Origin of the sequence: Desulfosporosinus paludis, from assembly GCF_045689965.1 — a bacterium.
GTDB lineage: Bacteria > Bacillota > Desulfitobacteriia > Desulfitobacteriales > Desulfitobacteriaceae > Desulfosporosinus > Desulfosporosinus paludis.
Genome location: NZ_CP144211.1, coordinates 5,255,001 through 5,269,012 on the forward strand (window position 1 = coordinate 5,255,001; position 14,012 = coordinate 5,269,012).

The 14,012-nt window shown below is 38.4% G+C and carries 10 protein-coding genes and 1 pseudogene (1 of these 11 only partly in view); 8 read left to right on the plus strand and 3 right to left on the minus strand.

From position 1 onward, the window contains the following. A protein-coding gene (locus VZF35_RS26025; protein WP_407309504.1) for a CobW family GTP-binding protein crosses the window boundary here: on the minus strand, positions 1-778 show its 5' portion. It extends 119 nt beyond the left edge of the window; the window shows 778 of its 897 coding nt (coding positions 1-778); the start codon lies at positions 776-778; its stop codon lies beyond the left edge, outside the window. Between the two features lie 479 nt (positions 779-1,257). On the opposite strand from VZF35_RS26025, the gene VZF35_RS26030 reads away from it, so the two are divergent. The 8 genes and pseudogenes from VZF35_RS26030 (at position 1,258) to VZF35_RS26065 (ending at position 11,033) form a co-directional block, all read left to right on the plus strand. Continuing rightward, positions 1,258-1,890: a B12-binding domain-containing protein gene (locus tag VZF35_RS26030; protein ID WP_407309506.1), complete on the plus strand. Its 633-nt coding sequence runs from the start codon at positions 1,258-1,260 to the stop codon at positions 1,888-1,890. 22 nt (positions 1,891-1,912) lie between these two features. Continuing rightward, positions 1,913-3,298, plus strand: a complete 1,386-nt coding sequence (locus VZF35_RS26035) for a methyltransferase MtaB domain-containing protein (RefSeq protein WP_407309508.1) — start codon at positions 1,913-1,915, stop codon at positions 3,296-3,298. 291 nt (positions 3,299-3,589) lie between these two features. Beyond that, on the plus strand, positions 3,590-4,909 hold the full coding sequence (locus VZF35_RS26040) for a PocR ligand-binding domain-containing protein (RefSeq protein WP_407309510.1): 1,320 nt from the start codon (positions 3,590-3,592) through the stop codon (positions 4,907-4,909). A 28-nt stretch (positions 4,910-4,937) separates the two neighbouring features. Next, positions 4,938-5,582 carry a B12-binding domain-containing protein gene (locus VZF35_RS26045; RefSeq protein ID WP_407309512.1) on the plus strand — a complete coding sequence of 215 codons (645 nt, stop codon included), beginning with the start codon at positions 4,938-4,940 and terminating at the stop codon, positions 5,580-5,582. Positions 5,583-5,945: 363 nt separating this feature from the next. Further along, entirely contained in the window at positions 5,946-6,749 is an 804-nt protein-coding gene (locus VZF35_RS26050) for a methyltetrahydrofolate cobalamin methyltransferase (protein ID WP_407309514.1), read from the plus strand. 95 nt (positions 6,750-6,844) lie between these two features. Next, the gene (locus VZF35_RS26055) at positions 6,845-8,677 is read left to right on the plus strand and encodes an ASKHA domain-containing protein (RefSeq protein ID WP_407309516.1); all 1,833 of its coding nucleotides are present in this window, start codon (positions 6,845-6,847) and stop codon (positions 8,675-8,677) included. 125 nt (positions 8,678-8,802) lie between these two features. After that, positions 8,803-9,233 (plus strand): annotated as a pseudogene (gene tnpA, locus VZF35_RS26060) (IS200/IS605 family transposase). Between the two features lie 192 nt (positions 9,234-9,425). Beyond that, on the plus strand, positions 9,426-11,033 hold the full coding sequence (locus tag VZF35_RS26065; RefSeq protein ID WP_407308493.1) for an IS1182 family transposase: 1,608 nt from the start codon (positions 9,426-9,428) through the stop codon (positions 11,031-11,033). Positions 11,034-11,353: 320 nt separating this feature from the next. On the opposite strand, the gene VZF35_RS26070 is transcribed toward VZF35_RS26065, so the two are convergent. Together VZF35_RS26070 and VZF35_RS26075 are read right to left on the minus strand one after the other, a co-directional pair. Further along, on the minus strand, positions 11,354-12,739 hold the full coding sequence (locus tag VZF35_RS26070) for an MFS transporter (protein ID WP_407309518.1): 1,386 nt from the start codon (positions 12,737-12,739) through the stop codon (positions 11,354-11,356). Between the two features lie 193 nt (positions 12,740-12,932). Further along, on the minus strand, positions 12,933-13,868 hold the full coding sequence (locus VZF35_RS26075; RefSeq protein ID WP_407309520.1) for a LysR family transcriptional regulator: 936 nt from the start codon (positions 13,866-13,868) through the stop codon (positions 12,933-12,935). Positions 13,869-14,012: the final 144 nt, after the last annotated feature.

A 14,012-nucleotide genomic window follows, 5' to 3' on the forward strand; every position in this document is an offset into this window, starting at 1 on the left:
ATTCGAGAAATTTCCCTACAGATTTGATAATGCCTTTGCCCCTTAAAATATTGCCATAGGCATTATTTTTACATTTTTCCAGGAAGCTTTCTAGTTGGTCATAAGCAATAATCTTGGACGTTTTAATACCCCAGGTTTCAAAATTGTGTCTTAAATAGTGCGTATCGTCAAAAAAAGTGTTTAAGGGATTATTGGCAATTAGCTTGAGCAGTTCTTGAGGGGATAGATCTGACCAATCCTTCGTCACTATTAAAGCTTTCTCATTTAAGGCTTGTAATTCTTCTTTAATTTGGTCAATTTCAGCATTCGTAAGAAATTGTACTTTACTTAAAACTAAAGTTGAGGCATTAAGGATTTGGCTTTTAAAGAATTGGGAGTGATCATTGATATTTTTGAAAAACTGTTGAGCATCTACAACAGTTGTGACAGAGTTAATATAGCACCTTGAAAACACTTCAAAATCCTTAAAAAGATCGAAAATCTCACTTAAAATAAAAATACCCGAGGGCTCGAAAATGATTCTGTCGACTTCCCGGCTCAGAATTTGCCTGAGGGTCAGTAAAAAATCCCCTCTAAGCTTGCAACAGACACACCCGTTTGCCAGTTCGTAAATCTCCAATCCATAGATTTTTAAAAACTCCTTGTCAACACTAACATCTCCGAAATCATTTTCAATTAAAATGACCTTTTCATTCCTGTTGAGTTCTTTCAGAATTTTCTTGATTAAAGTCGTTTTCCCAGCACCTAAGAAGCCAGAGACTATATCGAATTTTACCATTTACCCAGCCCCTCATTCCAGTAATGTTATCTTTAGAAAAGTTTAATCATTATAGACTGGGTTTACCATGGACTATTATGTTATTCTTTATATTTTTCTTTAATATTACCTTCATTTTAATTATATGATCTTGATATTACCTTGAGAAATAAAGTCCTAAAATAAATTTATAAAAAATTCAAAAACACAAAAAGGGGAGATTGTGTATTTTAGGGATATTTCGAAATAGTTAGAATTAACCAAGATAAAACAAGAAAATTCATAGCTTAATGCTTGATTAAAGACTATGATATGACCAATCAATTGATTAAAGGGAAATTTTAAAACGTTCTAAAAGATTCTCCAAAGAAAGGACGTGGTTATAAAATTTTTAGTCTTGAAAAATCTTTCTCGAGGTCTTTTTATGGTATTTTCAAATTTTAACGTTATAAATTCAAAAACAGTAGAACAAGCAAAAATAACATTTTAGGAGGTTAACTATGTTTGACTTATCATCATTAGGCAATGCCGTAATCGAGGGCGACAGTGATCAAGTAAAGGGTCTTACACAACAAGCCATTAACGAAAAACTTGATCCCTTAGTTATCATTAATGAAGGGTTAATTGGCGGTATGAATGTAGTTGGTCAGCGGTTTAAGGTTAACGATATGTTTGTACCGGAAGTATTAATGTCTGCTCGGGCTATGAATGTTGGGATTGAGCTTGTTAAACCTCAGCTGGCAGGCGGAGAGATGACTAATAAAGGCACAGTCATTATTGGAACAGTTAAAGGCGACCTGCATGATATTGGCAAAAGTTTAGTTGCAATGATGCTGGAATGTTCGGGGTTTAAAGTGGTTGATTTAGGGACAGATGTTTCACCCGAAGACTTTGTAGCTGGAGTTAAGGCCAACGACGGTAAAGTAGTGGCACTTTCAGCCTTATTGACAACAACGATGCTTTCCATGAAATCGACAATTGAAGTATTAAACGAAGTTGGATTGCGGAAAAAAGTAGTTGTAATTATTGGCGGAGCCCCAATTACTCAAGAATTCGCGGATCAAATCGGTGCTGATGGTTATGCCGGAGATGCTGCCGCAGCAGTAGAATTAGTTGCTAAATTATTGAACTAAAACAAAATGAGGAGGAAAGGTCATGCCTAGCATTACGTTTTCAGAAGTAGCTTACACGAAATTGGAAGATTTTATATTCGGAAAGGCCAAGAAACCAGTAGAAGGCAGCAATGGTATGGTAATTGGTGGGGGTACTGTCTATCCGGAAGTAAACCTTACTCTTCCGCCCATGCTCATCAGTGAAGAAACCATGCCTAAAGTATTGGCCCAGTATGAAGAAATGATCCACGGTATTTGTGCAAAAGCGTATGAGCTCCATTCCCCTGGAATTCTCATAGAAATCGAACTGCTTCCGCCCTGTACGTTTAATCCAGAATGGGGTGTCCAAATAACTAAAGTTGTCAAAGGTGTTATGAGAGAATATGAAACCAAGTTTGGCTTTAAGAGTCTTTTAAGGTTGACCCCTGTTGATGTCAGGGAAGGTAAAACCCTTACCCATATGTATCGCGGGGAGCATTGGGAAAATGTTCTCAAAACCTTTGAAGGATGTGCTGAGGCCGGTGCTGACTTATTAGCAATCGAGTCTATCGGAGGAAAGCAATTGCATGATGAAGCAGTTATGAACTGCGATCTTCCTAAAGCCTTATTCTCCTTAGGCGTTGTTGGCTGTCGCGACATGGCCAAACTCTGGGATGAAATAGTAAGAATTGCCGATAAACATAACTGCATCCCTTCAGGGGACACAGCCTGTGGATTTGCCAATACATCAATGGTTATGGCCCATAAGAACTTTATACCAAAGGTATTTGCTGCCATTGACAGGGTCATGTGTGCTGTTAGAACAATAGTAGCCGTCGAACGTGGTGCAATAGGGCCGGACAAAGATTGCGGCTATGAAGGAGTATACCTTAAAGCTATTACAGGTACCCCAATATCCATGGAAGGAAGATCAGCGGTATGTGCTCACTCCAGCCATGTTGGAAACATCGCTGCCTGTTTAGCAGATTGTTGGAGTAATGAATCTGTAGAGAATGTTAGATTGCTCGGCGGAATGGCTCCTACCGTTTTCACAGAAGAGCTTGTTTATGATTGCCGTCTCATGAATGCTGCAGCCGCCCGTGGCTTTGCAGCTCAATTAAGAGATCTTCATGCTGAATCTGACCGTATGTATGATCCACAAGCCTATGTTTTAGATCCGGCTGTTGTTCTGAAATTAAGTAAAGAAATTGTTAAAGGCAAAAGTCATTTAGAGCGGACAAAAATTGCTGCCTCCGTAACAATCGAAGAATTGCGCAATGGATTTAATAAGGGATTGGTACAACTTGACTCTAAAGAGCTAAAATATTTAGACATTTTCGAAAAGCAACTAAAAAGCATTCCGATTGATGAAGCACAATTCGCAAAAGATATCATTAACAGCACAACTAAGGAGAAATTTGATCCAAAAAAATATGATTATAATATTTAAGTAGCGTATTTACTATAAAAATTTAAAGATAAAAGTATCGTGCAATATTTTTTGCAACTTTTAAATTTATTTTTCTCTTTTTTTTCATTACTTTCATTTGGCGCTCTTGACTTAATACAGGAGCGCTGCTTTTTATATAAATTTTTTCAAAATAAAGATTAAAATAATTTATTCGTAAAACAATCGCTATTCTGGTATAATATTTGTAACAATAATTATTAATTATGGTTTGCAAACATTTACATAAACAATGGCATTATCGGAATGGATGGTTATTTCGGAGGTGTCAATGTGCAGCAAGAAGATTTAAATCAAGAAGAGGAATCATTATGGCTTGAGAAACTTGTCGGACGGGAATTTCTAAATAAAATGCTTTGTTCTTTTTCTAAGTCAACGGGATTAAAGGCCATACTCGTTGATAACCAGGGAAATACACTTATTACTACTGATGATAAGATAAGAGACTGTCGCTTTTGTGAAATGATCAAGTCAGATAGCTCAGGCAGAAAAAAATGTCAGCGTTCCTATGCCCGTGCTTGCAGGGATGCCGCAAAGTATGGTGAACCATACATTTTCAGATGCCATGCCGGTTTAATAATGTGGGCTGCACCTATCTTAATTGATGATCATCTTGGTGCGATTATTTGCGGGCAGGTTCTAATGTGGGAACCGGAAGATTATTTTCTCGAAGAAATTGAGGAAATGGTTAAAGGGCTTAACATTGATATTGCTGCGGTGAAGTGGACAGCTGCTCAATTGGAAGTAATGTCTGGGGATAAAGTTCAAGCTGCGGCAGATTTGTTGTACGTAGTCGCTAATCAAATTATGCAAAGTGGTAAGACCGTCTTAGAACAAAGAAGGCAAATATCTTCCCAACAAGCCCGGTTAGCCGAGGAAATTCAGGCTCGCAAACGAGCTGAAGTGGCCATCAGCACTATTGAAACACGCGCTATTAGTATAAATTCTTTAGATAAAGAAAATGAATTGCGAGCAATGGTACGGAGTGGGGACAATCCTGCTGCTCTGAAACTTCTTGAAAATTTACTAACGGACTTTATTTCTGAGAATCCGGAAGATATTGATCTCGTTAAATCCAGAGTATCGGAACTTGTAGTTATAATTTCCAGAGCTGCAGTGGAAGCTGGGGCAATGTTAAATACCATTCTTCAACAGAATGCTCAATTTTATCAGGATTTACAAGCAATTACCTCTCAAGACGAGCTTTGCAGCTGGTCAAAAGCGATGCTCGATACATTTATGAACCAGGTTGATGATCATAAACATCAAAAAAATCTCCAAGCAGTTCAGAAAGCTGCTGAATATATTCGTAAAAATTTTCGCAAAAAGATTACAATTGACGATATAGCTCAGGAAGTTTACCTTAGTCCTTGTTACGTCAGCAGAATTTTTAAACAAGGACTAGGTTGTACTATAATGGAATATCTTACCCAGATAAGAGTGGAGGAGGCCAAAACCTTATTAAAGAACCCGAAATATAATGTTATGCAGGTTGCCGAAGAAAGCGGATTTGAAGATCCAGGTTACTTTACAAGGGTTTTTAAAAAACTTGAGGGAATTACTCCTAGTCGATATAAACAAAATGCCCTTTAAACTAATGATTTCCAAGGAGTGACCAAGGTTGATAACTTCTGAATTAGAATTAATCACCAAAGCGTTATTAAAGGGACAGGCCAATAGGGTTAAAACTCTCACAAATCTGGCATTGGAAAATGGAATTTCCCCGAGAGTTATATTTGAAAAAGCCTTGCTTCCTGGTATGCAGGAAATCGGCAGACAATTTCGCGACAATTACATTTACATATCCGATGTCTTAATTGCCTCGCGGGCTATGCATGCCGGGTTAAATGTTATGAAACCTATATTAGCGAATTCCCGGCAATCTTCACTTGGCAAAGTTGTAATTGGTACCGTCGCCGGGGATTTACACGATATTGGTAAAAACCTAATTGTTATGATGTTTCGTAACGCCGGGTTAGAGGTAATAGATCTTGGAATTGACGTTCAACCTGAGGATTTTGCCGAAGCAATTACCGAGCATCAGCCGGATATTCTAGCCATATCTGCCATGCTGACCACTACAATGGGTATGATTTCCGAGACAATACGCGAACTTGAACGAAGAAAGCTGCGTCACGAAGTTAAAATAATTATAGGCGGGAATCCAACAAGTTACGTCTTTGCTCAATCAATTGATGCAGACGGATATGCTGAAGATGTATTTCAAGCGGTTGATTTAGCAATGAAACTTATTAAAAATGCTTAGAAATGCTATTAAAAGGAAAGAGGGGCAATTTATTTTGCTCCTCTTTCCTTTTAAGATAACAAAGTTGAGATAACAAGAAATTTACAGTTATTAATTTGCTAAGTTTTAATTTAAAAAGTATGGTATATTTACATTTTGCCAAGCTTAAAAAACAAAGAATTTAATGAAGTGTTAATTTTAAAGTTAAGATGAACCGAAATAAAACAAAAAAATCTCTTCATATAGAGGCAATTTAAGACTAACATATGCATATCCAGCCAAAACAAGATCTGTTTAATTGCAAATTATAGTGGTTCTAGACAAGGTACAAATGAAACGTATGGAAGACGTGAAATTGATTTTTATTTAGGGGGAGGAAAAGAAATGTTAATTGTAGGAGAACTAATAAATGCCAGTCGTAAAGCCATTGGAGAGGCCATTAAAACACAAGATATTGCCTATATTCAAAAGGTGGCTAAAGATGAATTTGAGGCTGGAGCAAATTATATTGATGTTAATGCCGGTATCTTCGTAGGTAAAGAACCGGAATACCTCCAATGGCTGGTAAAAGCAGTTCAGGAAGTTGTTGACTGCCCATGTTGCTTAGACAGTCCGGACCCCCAAGCTATTGAAGCAGCTTTATCTGTACATAAAGGTACACCCATGATTAACTCAATTTCACTGGAAAAAGAACGTTATGACGTGTTGCTTCCTATTATAGCAGGAACAGATTTGAAAGTTGTAGCATTATGTATGAGTGATGAAGGAATGCCGGAAACGATGGAGGCCCGTTTAAAAATTGCCGATAAGCTAATTAGCGGCCTTGTCAAAAATAATGTACCGTTGGAAAACATTTACGTGGATCCCTTAGTTCAACCAATTTCGACAAATAGTAAGTTCGCTGTGGAGTTTTTAAAATCGGTTGAAGCCATTATGACACAGTTTAAAGGAGTTCATACCATGTGCGGGCTTTCAAATGTATCTTACGGTTTGCCGGTCCGAAAATTTATCAACCATGCTTTTGCGATAATGGCTATTGCTAAAGGACTGGATGGCCTAATTATTAACCCCTTGGATCAAATGATGATGGCAAGTTTAGTCACGGCTGAAACCCTGGCCGGCCGGGATGACTATTGCGTTAAATATCTGAAAGCTTATCGTAACAAACAATTCGATTTCTTAGATTAATTTGCAATTAATGCTGCCTTGAGTGATCCCCTCTCTTATAAAGAGTTGGGGATCTCAATCTTTATGTTATTCTTCCAGAAAGGAGAATGTACATTATGAACATAACAATACTGCCCAACCGCGAGATAATAACACTGGAAAATGAAACCTTAATGCAAGTGGTAATTCGTCATCATTTTCTCGTAAATAATATTTGTAATGGCCAAGGTACTTGTGGCAAATGTAAAGTACGGATTTTAAGCTGTGTTCCACAACCAAACGAAAGAGACTTGAAACATCTTAATGAGTGTGAAATTAATAACGGAGTACGCCTTGCGTGCACTGTAATACCTCAAGAGGGAATGATCGTTGAACTTGATTTTATGGTAAGCCAGGATCGTAAAGAGGGCATCCACTTGGGAATGAAACTCAAAGCCCTTAACCCGGGCGTCCGCAAGATATTTATTAACCCCAGTAAGCCAACACTTGCGGACGAGCGCGGAGATTGGGATAGAATAGTGGATGAATTATGTAAAGTAACAGGTAAACCTCACGGCGGGGTAAGTTTAAACATCCTCAGTAAAGTTCCCGAAATATTGCGTACAAGTGAATATGCCTTAACTGTGGCAGTTTATAAAGATCGGATTCTCGATGTTGAAGCAGGCGATACTACGCAAAGGCTTTATGGTGTCGCCGTGGATATTGGCACAACGAGTGTGGCGGTGGCTTTAGTAGATCTGAACAAAGGGGAGATCGTGAAAGTTGCCTCCACTGAGAATGAACAAACAGCATATGGAGCGGATGTGATTTCCCGCATTACCTATGCCGGGGAAAGTCCGGAGAATGCCCTGAATTTACGTGCCGCCGTCAGGAGAACTATCAACAAGTTGTTGGAAGAATTAACGGTTCATTCGGAAGTGAACAAGAAGGAAATCCTCAAGATGACGATTGTTGGAAATACAACGATGCAGCATTTATTGCTTGGTTTTGATGTTTCTCATCTTGCCGTATCGCCTTTTGTTTCTGTCTGCAATAGATTTTTAGAATTTAAGGCGGAGGATTTGGAGATTGATCTGAATCCGAACGCCAGAATCTTCTTACTCCCAAATATCGGCGGCTTTGTTGGATCTGACACATTAGGAGCAATTTTGGGAGCACCGATTGTTTTAGACCCCGGAAATCATTTGCTTGTTGACTTAGGGACTAACTGCGAGTTGTTTTTAAAAACCGAACAAACGATGATGGCCTGTTCTACCGCTGCCGGTCCTGCATTTGAGGGAGCGGGTATTACTCATGGTATGAGGGCTAAACAAGGGGCCATTGAAAGTGTTTCCCTGATGGAAGTGGGTACAGTAAACTATCAAGTCATCGGAGAACAGGAAGCCAGCGGGATTTGCGGATCAGGGCTGATTGAAGGTATCGATGAGCTAAGAAAGGTTGAAATTCTCACAAAACAAGGTAAATTTGTCGATCCAGAAAAAACTGAGCTTCCGCCTGAGTTCCGTAAACGAATTATTATGGGCGAAAAAGGACGGGAATTTGTTTTTAATTACAGACCGGATCAAGAGCCCAATGTAACTTTGAGTCAAAGAGATATTGGCCAATTACAGCTAGCCAAAGGTGCCGTATGTGCAGGGATAAAAACGTTAGTTGAAATGTCAGGCATCACTTTGCAGGATCTTGATACTGTTATTTTATCCGGGACTTTTGCCTCCTATCTGAAGGCGCATAACATTATAAATATTGGACTTGTGCCTGACGTACTTCCTGAGAAAATCAAAATGGTCGGAAACGCGGCTCATGTGGGGGCTTTATTAGCTTTGTTGGATCAGCATGAGTTGGAAAGGGCTAAAGAATTATATAGTAATATAAAACATGTTGAACTCGGAGGCAGTGCAAAATTCTCCAACTATTTTATGTCAAGCATGTATCTTGAACGGCAGAACTAATGTAAATCAATTATTAGGCACGAACTTTTCTACAAGGATTATTTTCCAAGTGCCAGGTCTAAAACCTTCGCCTTTAGCATGATTACTGAGAAGCTGGGACATCATTCTCCTAAGAGGTGAATGATGTGGCAGATTATCAAAAAGGTAGCCATACAATCTATGACATAAAGTGGCATTTGGTATGGGTGACAAAATAAAGATACCAAGTTCTTAAAGATGAAGTTGGACTAAGGCTACGGGAATTAATCCGGCAATGTTGTCTTAGTCGAGGTATCATAATAATAAAGGGTAGCATTGGTAAAGAGCATATTCATCTATTGATCGAGTGCCCACCACAACTCGCACCGTCAAAAATAGCACAGTATCTCAAGGGGCGATCATCAAGGCTGCTTCAGAAAGAATTTCCTCATCTAAAAAAGCGATATTGGGGTCAACACCTTTGGGCACGAGGGTATTTTGGTGCAACGGTTGAACAGTTACGGATCAGATCATTCGAGATTATATCGAAAACCAGCAAACAGACGGTGATGAAGATAACTTTAAAATTGAGACATGAGTTTCAGTCTAAACCTAGGTTGGCATTTAGCCAAGGGTAGCTTTTAGCAGGCTTTAGCCTTATCGGACTTTCAGTCCGTTTTAAGAGGCTGTCTCAAAATAGAAATATAATTTCTATGGAGAGGCAGCCCCTTTCTGTGTAAAAATACAAAAAGACAAGTCCAAAGACCCGTCTTTTCGGTATAATTAGTTTATGCTACAAAACAAAACTATACGCAAAAATTATAACGAAAATAGTGGGGTTTATCAACTCGTGCTCCCACTAAACATGGAAGTATTAATACCAGAAGATGACTCGGTGAGACTGCTATGCCATATGACGGAGGGATTAGATTATACAAATTTAAACAAGGCGTACTCTTCCAAGGGAAGAAATCCAGCAGTCACACCCAAGACATTATTCCGAGTATTGGTGTATGCTTACATGAACGACATTTACACAAGCAGAAAAATAGAGGAAGCCTGTAGGAGAGATATTAATTTCATGTGGTTGCTCCAAGGACAGAAGGTGCCCGACCATAATACGATTGCTCGTTTCCGCAACGGTCGGATTAAAGGAATTATCGAAGGGCTCTTCAACCAATTGGTCGTTAAACTAGGTGAACTGGGTGAGATCCAGTATGAAAATATTTTTATAGATGGTACAAAAATTGAGGCCTATGCCAATAAATATACATTCGTATGGAAGAAAACCACCATCAAAAATGAACAGAAACTGCAAGAAAAAGCCAGGGCATTTCTTGTGAAACTCAATAAAGAAATCGAAACTGGTATTCCATTAAGCGAGTCGGCAATCACAGTGGAAACCCTTCAGAATTACATTGCTTTTCTGAAGGAGAAGCAACAAGCCGAAAAAATAGAGTTTGTTTCTGGAAAGGGAAAACGCAAGACTAATCTGCAAAGGGCAACAGAGACACTAGAAGAATTCTTGGAAAAACAAACGAGATATGATCGTTATAACGAGCTTTTTGATGGTAGAAATAGCTTCTCAAAGACGGATACGGATGCCACTTTTATGCATATGAAGGAAGATCATATGAGAAATTCTCAGCTAAAGCCAGGATACAATGTGCAGATTGGCGTAGAGGCTGAATATATCGTTGGATTGGCCATTTCGAGTGAGCGCTCCGATCAATTGACTCTTATTTCTTTTTTAGAAAAGCTAATTGAGAACTTACCTAAAAGATATCATAATGTCATTGCTGATGCAGGCTACGAAAGTGAAGAAAACTATGTTTATTTTGAGAAACAAGGACTAAAGCCTTTCATTAAGCCACAGACCTATGAAGTAATGAAGAAAAAAAGCTTTAGTAAGATCATTGGTAAACGGGAAAATATGGTCTATGATGCAGTCAAAGACGAATATCTTTGTGCAAATAATAAAAAACTAGTGGCTGTCGGAAAGACGACAAGAACTTCGAAAAGTGGTTATAAATCGGATGTAACTCTCTATGAGTGTGAGAGTTGTGGAGGCTGTTCATTCAAAAAACAATGCACAAAAGCAGCGGGTAATAAGAAACTATCTGTATCAAAAGTATTTTTGGAGAAACGAGAAGAATCCTTACATAATATCACAACGGCTGAAGGTATCCTACTAAGAATGAATCGTTCCATCCAGGTTGAAGGGGCTTTTGGAATTCTGAAGGAAGATCATAGCTTCCGAAGATTTGTAATGCGTGGTAAAAAGAATGTTGAAACTGAATTTTTGCTTTTGAGCTTTGGTTTTAACATCAATAAGTTGCACAACAAAATACAACAAGACAGATGTGGCTGTTCGTTACATAAAATAGAGGTTGCGTAATCTGCTTATGCCTTTTAATTAGGGAGTTTTAGAGAGTGCTCTTTTAGCGTTCCCAAATATAACAATAAGATTGTGAAATCAGGAATACTCCCTTGTGATTTCACAATCTCAACTTATTTTTCCCCAAATATTGAAAAGAGGCTGCCTCTTCGTGATGTCGTAGACATCATTTTGAGACAGCCTCGTTTATTTTTAGAAATCACAAACAGCGATAGACCAATTAGAAAAAAAACCGCCAAAAACTTAAAGTTTTTGGCGGTTTTATGCCCCTCGAATTACCTGAACTCCGATATTAAATTATTCTCTTATTTACTAATTCTTTAAGAAATTTCTTCAAGGGACTTGCCACCTGTTTTTAGTCCCCATAGTAATAAAACGGCTACAGGGATGCAAACCAAAATCGCGACCATATTGTAAATACCTGTAAATTTATATTGGGCAAATACTACAGGAATATATAACTGTAGAACAGAAGTTGCTAAACGTCCTGCTGAATTATGAATTCCAGTTGAAGTATTTCGCATTTTTGTTGGATAATTCTCAGCAATATAACTGAATGTTATAAAATTCATAGCCATATTGACAGCGATCAAAAGGAAGCCACAAATTACAATTGGAGCAAAGCCTTGTATTTGTCCGAAGATTATGGACAAAATTGCGACGGAAATAGCCATCATTGCCATTGGAATCTTCCTCCCACCTTTGTCCGCAATCAAGGAGGATAAGTAGCAACCTGCCGGAACACCAAACATCAGGAGAGAGGAGGCTGTCAAAGCATCATTTACGCTTAAACCTCTTTGGTTTAATAGGGTCGGTGTCCAGTTTGTGATAACAAACCCGGCAGGGACCGTTAAAAGAACAAAGAACAAGATGATTAATGTTCTTTTAAGATACTTCGCTGACAAAATACCAACCAAAACATCCAGGGTTTTGACCCGAGGTTCGACGTTAGAAGCAGCTTCAGTTAAGTCGACTTTTACATTCGTTAATTGTTCAATAACTTCTTCTGCTGATTCTATCTTACCTTTAGTAACTAACCAACGGGGTGATTCTTTCAGGTATTTGAGACCCATTATGAACCCAATAAGTCCAACTCCACCCAAGAAGAAAATATAGCGCCAAGCTTGAGGGTTTAGAGGAATAACTATGCGGCATAACAGTCCCACTAAAGGTGCTGCCATAAAACCAATGGAAGCCGTTAGGCTTTGCCACTTTCCACGTGTGGCCGCAGGGGCCATCTCAGCAATATAGACTTGAGAAGTGACCATCATACAAAAAACACCAAAACCAGTTATAGCCCGAGTTATCGTAAAAACTTCGACATTCTGAGCAAATCCATTAGCAATGGAACCGAAAGAGAAGAGGAGAATTGCTCCTAAAAATGTCTTTCTACGGCCAATAAAATCTGAAATTACGCCACCTGTCAATCCGCCGAGGGTCATGGCCACAAAATAGGAAAAATTTATTTTTCCGACCGCAGCCATGTTAATATGCCAGCTTTTCATTAACGCGGGAGCAATAAAGCCAAAATTCCAATTATCCATTTGCTCAAAGAAATAGGCCAACATAATAATGAAAAATAATAACTTATGGATCGAGGTAACTTCTAGGTCATCAAAGTAATTATTGCTGATCTTTCCGTTTTTCCCAGAAGCACCTTGTAGTTCTTTCGAAAGATGAGCTTTCTTCTGCGTCTCAACAACCATATCCTATCCCCCCTACATTTTGTGAATTATTTCATCAACAAATGTACCAAAGACCCTATGCTTTTAAGTCTGGGTTGGTTATTAATAATCTCCTTTCTTTTTTGTTTGTACTTGTTCTCTCAATCGTATTATACATAATCCTAATGGCACCATATAACAGAACCTTATTGTCCTTTCCCACAACAAAAAGTAGTTACTCGTTCGTGGTATTTAAGGATAATTCCAGGCACTCCAAAAACTTTTGTGCCGGAATTGACATTGAGTAGTTCGCTGAACTTACCCAGGTAAAAACGAGCTTTAAGCGTAGATCTGACTGGACTGTACATTCTTTCAAAAGCCGATTATCACTCAACTCAAGTGTAGAAATAAGACCCATAGCCAACCCGTCAATGATTGTTTGACGGAATAATTCATTATTAAGTGTTTTTAAAAACGTCTTTGGGGACTTATCAGTCTCACGAAAAATTAGAGATGTAATTTCAGCGTATTGTTTTGTATCAAAATAGACCATAGGCCATTTAACGAGTTCATTTGCCCTATTAATTTGGCCTCTGCTTAGTGACCAGGATTTCGGAATGCAGACGATTAAATCATCTCGCAAAAGTTCTTGATACATTAACTTAGAACTGGAAGTTAACCCCTGCATCAAAGGGTCCTGGTAATAATCTTCCGGAAAGTTTATCAACCCTACAACCGTAGGGTCATCATTAATCCGTTCAATGGTTTCTACGGGCGAACTTTCTTTAAGCGTTAAGTTTACATTTGGATATCTTGATTTAAATAGTTTTAAAGCCCTGGGCAAAACTGCTGTGCCTGAATTATGGGAATGGAAAAGAGTCAAATCACCCTCGACTGGAGAATCTTGTTGATGAGAAAGCAGATCTAACTCAGCCCTTAAATTATCATACTTTTCAACAATACCTTTGGCTGTTAAGACGGTCTTTTGTCCAGCCTCCGTTAAAGTCGTTCCATGTCGACTTCGATGAAATAATATAACATTGAGTTCTTGCTCTAAACGCGTAATCATTTGGCTCAGACCTTGTTGGGAAATATGCATTTTCTCAGCCGTCAATGTAATTGACTTTGAATGAGACAATTCTATTAAAAGTTTTAGGTCACTGATACGCATCTTTATTTCACTTCCCATTAAATTTTGCCGTATGTAACAAGTGGATCAAGTTAAACCATATCCAACTTTTTACTAACTTTTATGATTAAAAAATTAAGACAGTAGTTAAGCTGTCTCTGCAAAAAGTTATTGTTTTGGTTAGTA

Excerpts from the sequence above, each read along its gene's own strand:
- VZF35_RS26055 (WP_407309516.1), top strand. The coding sequence starts at position 6,845 with ATGAACATAACAATACTGCCCAACCGCGAGATAATAACACTGGAAAAT.
- VZF35_RS26070 (WP_407309518.1), bottom strand. The coding sequence starts at position 12,739 with ATGGTTGTTGAGACGCAGAAGAAAGCTCATCTTTCGAAAGAACTACAA.
- VZF35_RS26050 (WP_407309514.1), top strand. The coding sequence starts at position 5,946 with ATGTTAATTGTAGGAGAACTAATAAATGCCAGTCGTAAAGCCATTGGA.
- VZF35_RS26065 (WP_407308493.1), top strand. The coding sequence starts at position 9,426 with ATGCTACAAAACAAAACTATACGCAAAAATTATAACGAAAATAGTGGG.
- VZF35_RS26030 (WP_407309506.1), top strand. The coding sequence starts at position 1,258 with ATGTTTGACTTATCATCATTAGGCAATGCCGTAATCGAGGGCGACAGT.
- VZF35_RS26035 (WP_407309508.1), top strand. The coding sequence starts at position 1,913 with ATGCCTAGCATTACGTTTTCAGAAGTAGCTTACACGAAATTGGAAGAT.
- VZF35_RS26075 (WP_407309520.1), bottom strand. The coding sequence starts at position 13,868 with ATGCGTATCAGTGACCTAAAACTTTTAATAGAATTGTCTCATTCAAAG.